A 13,168-nucleotide genomic window follows, 5' to 3' on the forward strand; every position below is an offset into this window, starting at 1 on the left:
CCGATTTAGAAAAACAAGGCTTTTTCAGCCGTAGTTTTTGTTAATCGGGAATACAGCGGACAGCCCGGCCCGGAGGGAAACGCCATAATAATTATAACGTTGATTTTTAGTTGTTTGTAATTTATATTTTTTGATCATCAACATCATTAATAAACTGAATGACACCATTCATGAATACTTTTTGGTCGTCCCACATCGCTAAATGGCTTCCATTGGGACAGTATAAATAATGTCCTTTTTTGACTAATTTACTCTGTTCTTCCATAGCTTTTGGATCCATTGTGTCATATTTTGCACCAATCATTAATGTTGGGATTGTAATTTCATGCAGACGATTTTTGACGTCCCATTTGGCTAATCTTCCACTGATTCCAAATTCGCTTGGCCCCTGCATTAGGGTGTAAATTTCTCCGTTTACGTGTTTGCTGGCTCGGTTTAACCCGTCTGGCCATTCTTCTAAGCGACATAAGTGTTCTTTATAAAAGTTTGGGAGTAATAATTCCATGTATCTTGGATTGCTGAAATCTTTTTTCGATTCTAAATTTCTTATTTCTTTAAGAACTTCCGGTTTCATTTGTTTTGCCAGTACTTCATCGGCATATTTACCATATTCGGGTGCACTTGCCATCATATTGGCTACTAGTAATCCTTTCATGTTTTGCTGGTATTTTAGAGCATATTCCATTGCCAGTATTCCTCCCCAGGAATTGCCCAGTACATAAAAATTGTTTTTATCAGCCTTAATGGCTTTTCGTACTTGTTCTACTTCTTCAACAAATCTTTCGGTGGTCCATAAACTGCTATCCTTTGGCTGGTCACTGTAATACGATCCTAATTGGTCATATTCATAAAATTCGAAGCCTTCTCTTTGGAAAAAAGTTTCAAAACATTCCATATATTCATGTGTCATAGCCGGACCGCCATGCAGTAGTAAAACTTTGATTTTAGGATTGTTACCAAAACGTTTTGTCCATACTTTAAATTCTCCGACCGGAGTTTTTATCGGGATCATTTTTACACCAGCCGTTTCTGTTTTTTCGTGATCGTAGGTAAAATAATTGGAAAGAGCATTTGATTTTGTCTCGTTTTTACAGGATGTTAAAAGTAAAAAAACGGATAAGGCCAGAATAATACGCATAGGTCTAGAATTTAAAGGTTTAAACTAATTTACAAATTAAATCTATTTGGCTGTTGAAAGTTTTTTCTTTTTTGGTCACTGGCTTTTGGAGTTCGTTTACAGCCTCGAAAATCATTATTTATGGTGATGTGAGAAAAATAACAGGATTATAGTTTTGCATTTTTATTACGGAGTGTCAATTATAATTGTGCTATATGTTAGATTTTAAACCCCTGAGCGGAAAGGCTAAATTTATTTTATCATTTATTATTTTTTTTGTTTCTGTTTCAGTAAGTTACGGTCAGGAGAAAGAAAAAGGAAATTCAGAAAGTGATATTGTGGTTCTGACCAATGAGAGCAGTTTTAAATCAAAAAGAAAAACGGTAAAAGTTTCTTCAAAAAGTGTTAGTTCTGTATCAGCAAAACTTTCTGCTGATACAGAGCCTCCTACTTTAATTTGCCCGCCAGATCAGTTGTGGCACTGCGGCAGTGCGGTTCCGGATTATTTTGACCTGCTTACGGTTGATGATAATGTGGATACCGATATTCTTCTTACCCAGTTTCCGGGTGAGGGCTCTTTTTTTTATGATGGAATGACGATTCATTTTACAGCTGAAGATGATGCCGGAAACATAAGCCGCTGTAGCATTGTGGTTAATGCTGTAAGCCCGGATGTTACTCCGCCTACGTTTAATTGTCCTTCTTCGGTTTATTTAACTTGTGGCGGCGTTATTCCGAATTATGCTAATGATCCTTCCAGAAATGTAGCAGATGACTGTAGTAATGAGGTGTCTTATTTAATGTCTCCGGCTCCCGGAAGTATATTTTATGGTGTTCCTACTCCGGTTGTTATTGAATATACGGATAAGGCAGGCAATAAATCAGTTTGTAATTTTACAATACTTCCGGGATCTGATACAACGGTTCCTGTTATAACGAATTGTCCGGGAACTCAGCTTTTAGCTTGTGAATCTGTAATTCCCGATTACAGGATGAGACCTTCTTTTTCAGATAATTGTGATGGTACATTAACAGTTTCTCAGATTCCGGAGCCAGGTAGTCCTTTTGTTCCGGGAATGACGGTTACTATCAGTGCCAGTGATGCTTCAGGTAACACCGCAAATTGTAGTTTTACGGTTAATGCCGGGAGAGATACCGAGCCGCCTGTCATAAATTGTTTAGAAGACCAGACATTATTATGTGGATCACTTATACCTGATTATGCTGCTATAGCCAGCGCCTCTGATAATTGTGATCCTTCACCTGCAATTACACAAATTCCTGCTCCCGGAAGTATTTTCATACCGGGAATGACAGTTACCTTAACGGCAACAGATGCTTCTTTTAACTATTCGAGCTGCAGTTTTATAGTCAATCCGGCGGGCGATACGGTAAGTCCGGTTTTACGCTGTATTGAAAATCAGTCTTTATCCTGTGGTCTGCCGCTGCCTGATTACGCCGCAATGGCACGTGCCACAGACGATTGTGATATTGCTCCTGTTATAACGCAGAATCCGGCATTTGGAAGTCCTTTTGAACCAGGAATGACGGTTATTCTGAGAGCCACAGATGCCTCCGGAAATTTTTCGGAGTGTAGTTTTATTATAAATGCCGCTGCGGATATTTATCCACCCTCTATTTCAGGCTGTTCTTCAACCCGTTATCTTGCCTGCAGTGCTGTTTTACCCGATTACAGATCAGATATAACTGTTTCGGATAATTGTGATCCGGATCCTCTTTTTATACAAGATCCCGCTCCCGGAACTCCTTTTACATCCGGAATGACGGTTACGCTTACTGCCCGGGATGCTTCGGGAAATACTGCGGTTTGCAGTTTTGTGGTTCATACATCCCGAGATACTACTATGCCGGTTATTTCAGGCTGTCCTGGCGAGCAGGCATTAGAATGCGGTGCTTTGATACCCGATTATCGGCCTTTAATCAGCGTTACGGATAATTGCGATCCTTCGCCTGTTATAACGCAGTATCCCTCCCCCGGGACTATCTTTAGTTTTGCTGCCAGTATTTCTATAGTGGCACAAGATGCTGCCGGAAATACGGCACACTGTAGTTTTTCGATCAGGGAAACGCCCGATGTCACGAAACCCGTTCTGTCAGGCTGCCCTGGTGATCAGATTTTAAGTTGTGGTTCGCTTCTGCCGGATTACACTTCTTTTGTAACCGTAACAGATAACTGTAATTCGGGGCTTGAAGTCAGGCAGGATCCAGGACCGGGAGCTGTCTTTATTCCAGGTATGACGGTGACACTTTTTTCCCGTGATTTTTCAAGAAATACAGCAGAATGCAGCTTTAAGATAAATGCCTTAAGTGATACAGAAAAGCCCGTTATTAGAGGATGTCCGGTTAACCCTGAACTGCCCTGTGGTTCCGCTTTACCAGATTACAGTACTTCACTTATCATTATTGATAATTGCGACCCTTCGCCTGTAATATCGCAAAATCCGGCACCCGGCACAGCGTTTTTTTCTCTAACACCTGTTATTGTAACAGTCACAGATGCTTCAGGAAATATTGAAACCTGCAGTTTTGATGTTGTTCCTTCATCCGATTATGTTTCTCCGGTTATCAACTGTCCGGGAGATCAGACTTTAACAGTTGGAAGCTTTTATCCCGATTATACTTCTTTGGTAACAGTTACTGATAATTGCGATCCTTCGCCTGTTGTTTATCAATATCCTTCTCCGGGAAGTACTTTTATACCCGGAACGCGGGTCACTATTTCTGCCTCAGATTCGAGAGGTAATTTTTCAAGCTGTACTTTTTACGTAAATGCGCAGGAAACTAACAATCCGCCTGAAATCACCTGTCCCGAAACTATGCATTTGTATGCTAATTCACCTTTACCTGATTATGTTTCTTTTCTGCCCTATGTCAAGGACGATATTACAAGTAACAGGGAGCTGGTTTTTACGCAGAATCCGCCGCCCGGAACTTTGTTTACGGCTGATACGAATGTGACCATAACGGCCGCAGATGCTGGTGGAAATTTAAACTCCTGTACGTTTTTGGTCAGGTTAAAAACACAAACAGCCAATATAGACTGTAAAAGAAGTTTTAATGTTTCTAATCTGAACGGAGAAAATGGCTTTACTATTTATGGAGAAAGAGAAAGCCATCAAACGGGTTTTAGTGTCAAAAATGCGGGAGATGTTAATAATGATGGGATCGCCGATGTTATTATTGGAGCTCCCGGAAATGAGGGGGCTTATACTGAATTTGACCCGGTTAGAGGAGCCGCTTATATTATTTTTGGAAGATCAGACGGTTTTCCTCCAAATGTTAATCTGGGACAGTTGAATGGAACAGATGGTTTTGAAATTCGTGATGATATTCAAAGCTCACCCTGGGATTCCCCTTTTGCAGGTCATGATGTGGGAACGGCAGGAGATATTAACGGCGATGGAATTGATGACTTTATGCTTAGCAGTCCTTCCACAAGTATACAAAAAGGACATGTATATATTGTTTTTGGAAGAAACTCCGGTTTTCCGGCTGAACTAAAACTTTCAGAACTTAATGGTACAAACGGATTCATTTTTAAAGGACTTTCGGATTATGAAAGAAACGGAGTGAGTGCTGCTGCTGTGGGAGATATTAACGGAGACGGGTTTCATGATCTGGCTGTTATAACGGCCGGATCAGGAGCAGGTAATGGGAGATGTTATGTTATATACGGAAAAAACACTGGTTTTCCTCTTGTACTTGAGGCAGGAAGTCTTGATGGCAGTAATGGATTTAGTATTGCTGGAGATGCTGTAAAAGGAAGTATAGGAAATTATACAGCAGGTCTTGGGGATGTTAATGGAGATGGTATCAGTGATTTTGCTTTGGGATGCGGTACAGCGAACGGACAGGATAAAAGACATATTATTTTTGGAAGGTCCTCTAATTTTCCAGCAGCCTTCAATATTTCTGAACTGGACGGTACAAATGGTTTTACAATTATTAATAGCGTAAATGCATTAACCTATAACATTAGAATTACGAAAGCCGGAGATTTGAACCATGATGGTCTGAATGATATTGCCTTTGGAGGGAAGTTTATCTTATTTGGAAAATCGGTCTATGCTCCGATAGTAGATTTAAATAATCTGGATGGCACCAACGGATTTAAATTAACAGGCACTTTAGGAGATAAATCCAGTTGCGCAGGTGATTTTAATGGAGACGGAATAGATGATTTTGCTTACCGTTATCTAAATTCGAACTATGTATTGTTTGGAAGAAATACCTGGCCGGCAGCTGTAAATGCAAATACAGATAATGTGCTTTGGATTAATTCTGTTTATTCACATAACTACAGTATTAGTTATGCGGGAGATCTTAATAATGACGGTTTTGATGATTTAATTATTGGAGATAGTTATAGAGCCGACTGGAGATATTTAGACTATAATTTTAATCCGGGAATGGCGTTTGTTGTTTTTGGAAAACCAATTGCCGATACAGAAAAACCAATTATTACGGGCTGTCCTTCAGATTATTACATGACGGCCGGAAGTCTGATTCCTGATTATAAAATCCGGATTACATTTACCGATAACTGTGATGCCAATCCGGTTTATACACAATTTCCAGCTGTGGGAACCGTTTTTGACGGAACAGATACAGAAGTGATACTGAGCGTAAAAGATGCCAGCGGAAATGAAGAAACCTGCCGTTTTACCATTTCATCAGCCGGAGATACGGAACCTCCCGTTTTAGAGTGTCTGTCAGACCAGATGCAAAGCTGTGGCAGTGTGATTCCGGATTATACAGAATCGGTTAGAGTGTCGGACAATACCGATCCTGCTCCGATGGTTACTCAGGATCCTCTGCCGGGAACTGCTTTTACTGACGGAATGATCATAAAAATTACAGCCAAAGATGTTTCAGGGAATCAATCCGACTGCAGTTTTCGAATATTTATGAATCCGGATCGGGAGGCTCCGGTTATTAGCTGTATTAGTAACCAGGTTCTGAATTGTGGAAGCACGATTCCTGACTACAGAGAGATTATTTCGGTTTCAGACGATTGTGATTCGAATCCGGTACTCAGTCAGAATCCACTGCCAGGAAGTACTTTTACCAATGGGATGGAAGTTACAATTACAGCCGTTGATTTTTCCGGAAATTATGCAGACTGTATTTTTACATTATACACTGAAGCTGATACAACAGCACCTGTTATAACCTGTATCGAAGATCAGACTTTAGCATGTGGAGGAATTATCCCGGATTATACAACATTAATAACGATTACAGATAATTGTGATGTTTCGTCAATACTGACACAAAATCCAATAGCAGGAAGTGTTTTTACAGATGGCATGACGGTAACAATAACGGCCAAAGATGCTTCAAACAATGAATCGTATTGTAGTTTTAAAGTTAACGCTTCTGCAGATGTTACTGCACCTGTTATAACCTGTATCGGAGATCAGACTTTATCATGCGGAGGAACAATTCCAGATTATACAGCATTAATAACGGTTACAGATAATTGTGATGCTTCGCCAGTACTCACTCAAAATCCAATTGCAGGAAGTATTTTTACAGATGGCATGACGGTAACAATTACTGCTAAAGATGTTTCGAACAATGAATCAAATTGCAGTTTTAAAGTTAACGCTTCCGCGGATATTACTGCGCCGGTAATTACCTGTATTGGAGATCAGAATTTATCATGTGGAGGAATTATTCCGGATTATACAGCATTAATAAAGGTTACAGACAATTGTGATGCTTCGCCAGCGCTTACTCAAAATCCAATGGCAGGAAGTGTTTTTACAGATGGCATGATGGTAACAATCACAGCCAAAGATGCTTCAAATAATGAATCCTATTGCCGTTTTAAAGTCAGCACTTCCGCGGATGTCACTGCGCCGGTAATAACTTGTATCGGAGATCAGACTTTATCATGTGGAGGAATTATCCCGGATTATACGACATTAATAACGGTTACAGATAATTGTGATGCTTCGCCAGCGCTTATTCAAAATCCAATGGCAGGAAGTGTTTTTACAGATGGCATGACGGTAACAATCACTGCTAAAGATGTTTCAAACAATGAATCGTATTGTAGTTTTAAAATTAACGCTTCCGCGGATGTTACTGCACCTGTTATAACCTGTATCGAAGATCAGACTTTATCATGCGGAGCAACAATTCCGGATTATACAGCATTAATAACGGTTACAGACAATTGTGATGCTTCGCCAGCGCTTACTCAAAATCCAATTGCAGGAAGTGTTTTTACAGATGGCATGACGGTAACAATAACGGCCAAAGATACTTCAAATAATGAATCAAATTGCAGTTTTAAAGTTAACGCTTCCGCGGATATTACTGCGCCGGTAATAACTTGTATTGGAGATCAGACTTTATCATGCGGAGGAACAATTCCAGATTATACAGCATCGATAACCGTTACAGATAATTGTGATGCTTCGCCAGTACTCACTCAAAATCCAATTGCAGGAAGTGTTTTTACAGATGGTATGACGGTAACAATAACGGCCACAGATACTTCAAATAATGAATCAAATTGCAGTTTTAAAGTTAACGCTTCCGCGGATGTGACTGCACCGGTAATAACTTGTATTGGAGATCAGACTTTATCATGCGGAGCAACAATTCCGGATTATACAGCATCTATAACGGTTACAGATAATTGTGATGTTTCACCAGTAATCACACAGAATCCAATTGCAGGAAGTGTTTTTACAGACGGAATGACCATCACAATTACGGCCAAAGATTTTTTTAATAATAGTTCAACTTGTAGTTTTAAAGTAAACGCTTCCGTAGATGTAACTGCGCCAGTAATAACTTGTATAGCAGATCAGACGTTATCATGTGGTAGTACAATTCCAGATTATACACCTTTAGTTACAGCAAATGATAATTGTGATCTTTATCCCGTAATGACCCAGAATCCATCTGCCGGAAGTGTTTTTACAAACGGAATGACTATTACCATAACCGCTAAAGACGCTGCAAATAACGAATCCTATTGCAGTTTTAAAGTTAATGCTTCCGCAGATGTAACAGCGCCTTCGATTAACTGTATTGCAGATCAGAATTTAGATTTTGGAGCAGTTCTTCCTGATTATCGTTCGATGATTTCGGCAGCAGACAATTGTGATCCAAATCCGAAAATTACACAGACACCAGCATCCGGATCAGCAGTTACTGATGGAATGATTGTGACCATGACTGTTTTAGATGACAGCGGTAACAATTCAGAATGTTCCTTTGTAATTCATTTAGTTAAAGATACAGAAGCACCTGTTTTTACCTGTATTACAGACCAGATGTTTGATTGCAGTGTAAGTCAGGTTCCGGATTATACCAAAATGATTTTTGCAACTGATGACATAGATCCTAATCCGGTTATTACTCAGTCTCCGGTGCCTGGAACAGCATTTTCAGATGGAATGGCTATTAGAATAATAGTTTCTGACAAAAGTAATAACGCCTCGATCTGTTCTTTTCAGCTTTTTAAGTACCCAATTTTGGTGGATGCAGGAGAAGATGTTGAAATTAGTGAAGGTCAGTTTACAAAATTGCAGGCAGTTGCATTAGAAAACGGTACTTTTTCATGGTCGCCTGCAGCAGGATTAAATAATAGTAAAATAGGAAATCCAATTGCAAAACCATCAGAAACCACAACTTATACCGTAGTTTTTACGAATAAAGACGGCTGCCAGGCAGAAGATTCCATTACTATAACCGTAATTCCTGCAGAGAAAGACGAAACTAAATATGGTTTTTCTCCAAACGGAGACGGTATAAATGATTTCTGGGAAATTGACGGAATTACAGATTATCCAAACAACGAGGTTTTGATTTACAGCCGATGGGGAGACTTGGTTTATCAGACGAAAGGTTACAACAATTCCACAAATGTTTTTAGCGGAATTGCCAACAAAAGCCGAAGTCTGGGAGCAAATCAACTGCCCGAAGGAACTTATTTCTTTGAAATCCGTGTAGATCAGCCTCATCATTTTAAGAAAACCAAGGGATATCTTGTTTTAAAACGTTAATTCATGAAAAGTAAAATCAATATAATCTTAGCTTTATTTATCATCATTATTTTTTTAGAAAGAGCTTATGGACAGCAGACACCCGTTTTTTCCAGTTATAATTACAATGCCGTTTTAATAAATCCTGCTCATGCCGGTTATTATCCGGATATCGATATTGCCATGACCACCAATGGTTATTTTAATTCGGTAGACGGAAGTCCCAAGAATTTTGATCTTTCGGTAAATAAACTGACCTGGGGAGAAAAAATTGGTCTGGCAGGAGGAATATCGCACGATCAGATAGGAGTGACCAATACAACAAGTTTCTTTACATCGTATTCCTATAAAATTTACTATGATCCTGATTACAAATACGGAAAATGGTGGGCTTATGATCCCAGTATTATTTCGTTTGGAGTTACGGCAGGCGCCATGATTTATAACGAAAACCTGACCCGGTTAGGAATCGAAAATGATCCTGAATTTCAGGAAAACATCAACAGTTTTACGCCTACGTTTGGAGTGGGTTTTTTGTACAATAGAGATCAGATTTATTTTGGTTTATCTTCTCCAAATTTGTTGAGTTCTGCTTTCAATTCCAGTAACAATACCAATTTAAAAAATGTGTATTACAGTTATTTGGGGTATAAGTTTTTTACCAACCGATTCCACGAAGTTTTGGTAAATCCCAGTTTTTTGCTCAAATATGTCGATGGAGCGCCTTTACAGGCCGATATAAATCTTTTAATCAATTACAAAAATAAAATAGAATTTGGCGGAGGTTACCGAACTTCAAAAACACTGAACTTTTTAGCCGGATTTCATCTTTCAGACAATTTCAGGGTTATCTGCACTTACAATAAAGCAATTGATAATGTAGTAATTCCCGACACTTTTGGATTAGTTTTAAATTACAGGCTCGGAAAGGGGTTTGAATAAATCAGTCAACCAAACCGTTTTCAACTGCGTATTTTACAAGACCCGCCGTATTTTTAGCATTCAGTTTGGATAATAAATTGCGGCGGTGCGTATTTACGGTATTTAAACTGATAAATGTTTTTTCAGCAATTTCCGCCGTATTGTATTCGTGAGCAATTAAAACTAAAATCTCTTTTTCGCGGGAACTTAGTTCTGTTAAATTAGAAACCTGTTTTTCAATTTTCGAACTATTCGAAAGATGTTTTTCTTCCAGTTCTTCAGCAAAATAATTTTCTCCCGAAGCAATCGTATTAATTGCTTTCAGCAGTTCTTCTTTTTCAGCATTTTTCAGCAGATAACCATTTACTCCAATTCGGATTAATCTCGAAATAATCATCACATTACTGTGCGTACTCACAATCAGGATTTTTACATTCGGATGCTGTTTTTTCAGGATTTTGCTTAATTCAATTCCGTCCATTTCCGGCATGCTTACATCCAGAATGATAAAATCAACAATTCCTTCCTGAATGATTTCCAAAGCCTCGTTTCCGTTTACGGCCTTTCCAGCGATAGTAATATTCGGTTCCTTTTCCAATAAAGACATCATGCCCTGAAGGAACATCGTGTGATCATCGGCAATAAGAAGGTTAATTTTTTTCATCAAACAAATATATTAGTTGCTTTTTAATTCGTCAAGCTGATTTTTTAGATCGATGCCTTTTAAAGTGTTTTTGGTTTTAGAAGCTGGAATCGGAATTTCAATATTGACGATTGTACCCCGCTTCAGTTTAGAATCAATGACAAATGAACCTTCCAGTTTTTTAATTCGGTTTTCGAGATTGATAAAGCCAATTCCTTTTGAGTATTTGGCGGTGTCAAAACCAACTCCGTTATCTTCAAACAAAAGATTCACAATGTCTTCAATATAATTCAATTGTATTTCTACTTCCGAAGCCCTGGCATGTTTAATCGTATTCGTCAGCAGTTCCTGAATGATTTTAAAAGTTTCCACCTGAATGTTTTCATTCAGTTCATTAATCTCTTTTTTAGGATACGGAATAAAAGAAATCTTAATCTTGCTCGCATCGCTGATATTTTTGAGATACGATTCTAAAACCTCTAAAAACTTATTCTGACTGAATTTCTTTGGAAGCAGCGTATGCGATATACTGCGAACCTGCTGATAGGTTTCATCCAGTTGAAGACTGATTTTCTGAATAGTAGAAAAATCAGAAGCATTCAAATGGTTCACCTGAAGTTTTATTGCTGCTAAATTTCCGCCGATGCTGTCATGAAGTTCCTGCGAAATACGCTGTCTTTCCTTATCCTGTCCGCTGATTGATGCTTTTATCAGTTCCAGTTCCTGATCTTTTAAAATTCCGTCAATCTTTTGGGCAGTGATTTCAGACTGCTTAATATTCAGTAAATGCTGGACTTTAAAGCGTTTGTAATACTGAAACAAAAGACCGATTATCGGAATCAGTAAAACCAGAAAAGCAACAATCGTAAACCATCTTATTTTTTTCTGCTGATTAATTTCAAGTGATTGCAGCTGCTGGTCTTTCTTCAAAAGAGAAATCTCATTTCGTTTTTTGTTCGATGAATTCTGATATGCCAGAATTGTGTTTTCATTATTTTTCTTCGAAATTTCGTCCTGCAGAATCATATTCTTGATTGCTTCTTCCTGGTTGGCCAAAACGAGTTTTTTAGCTTCATTCTCAAACTTCAAAGCTTCAATTTCCTTCTGTTTTTGAGCCGTTTTGTATTTTACTTCTAACTCATTAATTTCTTTTATTTTCTGAAGATTATGAATGGAATCTTTTATACGGGTTGATTTTTCGAAAAACGAATACGCACTTTTATAATCGTCCTGCAGAATGGCAATTTTTCGCAGTTCATCATAAATATAACTTTGGTTTTGAAGCAGTCCAAAGTGAACCGATTTCTGAAGTGCTTCAGAAAAGATCAGTTTTGCTTCATTATATTTTTTCAGTGAAATATAGGTGTTGCCAATACTGCTTCTCGAAACAATCGACAGCTGATTCAGTTCATTTTTGTCAGCAATAGCAAGTGCTTCCTCAAACATTTTTAAAGCTTCCTGAGGTTTGTTCTGCAATTGGTAATTCTCGCCAAGACCTAATAAAACAATCACTCTTCCCTGATTATTATTGGTTTTTTCGCAGAGAATTTTTCCTTTTTTATAAAAAATATTGGCGTTGTCATAATCTTTCAGTCTCGAATAAATATCCCCAATATTGATGTAACTGCCTAGTGTAATTTCGTTATCGTCTTTGTATTCCAGACATTGTTTAAACAATTTCAGCGCATTATTATAATCACCCAATTCGCTGTAAGTCTGTGCTAAACCGTGTGTATGCGTGTAGAAAAGATTCGTTTCATTGTATTTTTGAGAAACTTCAATCCCTTTTAAATGCCATTTTTTGCTCTCATTAAGCAAACCTCTTTTTTTATAATTGATGGCCAGTAAATTATAACCAAGCGAAAAAAGCCGGCTTTTTAAAGAATCGTTTATAACCGTGTTGAACTTTAAAGCCTGATTGGTATAATAAATCGAAGAATCGATAACCGCCCTTTTGTTAAAATAATAAGCCAGAAGCAGATGGGTTCTGGCGAGCGCTCTGTTGTCGGCAGTACTTGATTTTAGGATAGAATGTGCTTTTTTATAAGCCTTTTTTTCGTCGCCCTTATTGTATAAATCATAAAGAGCGAGTGTGTTTTTGTCTTCTTTAATTTTTACGGAATTTCTGGAAACGAAAGTTTTCCTTTTATCTTCAATCTGAGCCTTCAGACCGAACGATAAAAAGATGAAAATCAATACATAAAGTCTTCCTGACCAGATTGCCATACGTTTTGGTTAGAACTCTAATTTAGATTTAGAGCAAAATTTAAAGTGTTGTAAACTTGGGGTTTATGAGATCAGGCTTTACTGAAACCGAAAGGTAAAAATACTACAAAAGCATCAAACGGCCATTCCTTAAAATAAATTTTTTAGACAAAGTTGTGATATAATTTTAAAAGTAAGAATTGATTAAAAGTATTTGTAAATCAATTTGTTATATATGTTTGAAACACTAAAAGT

General features: G+C 38.1%; 5 protein-coding genes. 2 read left to right on the forward strand and 3 right to left on the reverse strand.

The window, feature by feature from the left end:
* Window positions 1–121 precede the first annotated feature (121 nt).
* Entirely contained in the window at window positions 122–1,138 is a 1,017-nt protein-coding gene (locus ACODST_RS23405) for a proline iminopeptidase-family hydrolase (RefSeq protein WP_488934513.1), read from the reverse strand.
* Window positions 1,139–1,332: 194 nt separating this feature from the next.
* On the opposite strand from ACODST_RS23405, the gene ACODST_RS23410 reads away from it, so the two are divergent.
* Together ACODST_RS23410 and ACODST_RS23415 are read left to right on the forward strand one after the other, a co-directional pair.
* Window positions 1,333–9,165 (forward strand): HYR domain-containing protein, encoded by a 7,833-nt coding sequence (locus tag ACODST_RS23410; protein ID WP_488934514.1) that lies wholly within the window; start codon window positions 1,333–1,335, stop codon window positions 9,163–9,165.
* A gap of 3 nt (window positions 9,166–9,168) precedes the next feature.
* Window positions 9,169–10,086: a PorP/SprF family type IX secretion system membrane protein gene (locus ACODST_RS23415; RefSeq protein WP_488934515.1), complete on the forward strand. Its 918-nt coding sequence runs from the start codon at window positions 9,169–9,171 to the stop codon at window positions 10,084–10,086.
* A gap of 1 nt (window position 10,087) precedes the next feature.
* On the opposite strand, the gene ACODST_RS23420 is transcribed toward ACODST_RS23415, so the two are convergent.
* Complete coding sequence (locus tag ACODST_RS23420) at window positions 10,088–10,729, reverse strand: response regulator transcription factor (RefSeq protein ID WP_488934516.1); 642 nt, start codon at window positions 10,727–10,729, stop codon at window positions 10,088–10,090.
* Window positions 10,730–10,741: 12 nt separating this feature from the next.
* On the reverse strand, window positions 10,742–12,934 hold the full coding sequence (locus tag ACODST_RS23425; RefSeq protein WP_488934517.1) for a tetratricopeptide repeat-containing sensor histidine kinase: 2,193 nt from the start codon (window positions 12,932–12,934) through the stop codon (window positions 10,742–10,744).
* Window positions 12,935–13,168 lie beyond the last annotated feature (234 nt).

The sequence above is a fragment of the Flavobacterium sp. FG19 genome, from assembly GCF_057809475.1.

What these genes read in the sequence shown, in the direction of transcription:
- ACODST_RS23420 (WP_488934516.1), bottom strand. Translation starts at nt 10,729, where the DNA reads ATGAAAAAAATTAACCTTCTTATTGCCGATGATCACACGATGTTCCTT.
- ACODST_RS23410 (WP_488934514.1), top strand. Translation starts at nt 1,333, where the DNA reads ATGTTAGATTTTAAACCCCTGAGCGGAAAGGCTAAATTTATTTTATCA.
- ACODST_RS23415 (WP_488934515.1), top strand. Translation starts at nt 9,169, where the DNA reads ATGAAAAGTAAAATCAATATAATCTTAGCTTTATTTATCATCATTATT.
- ACODST_RS23405 (WP_488934513.1), bottom strand. Translation starts at nt 1,138, where the DNA reads ATGCGTATTATTCTGGCCTTATCCGTTTTTTTACTTTTAACATCCTGT.
- ACODST_RS23425 (WP_488934517.1), bottom strand. Translation starts at nt 12,934, where the DNA reads ATGGCAATCTGGTCAGGAAGACTTTATGTATTGATTTTCATCTTTTTA.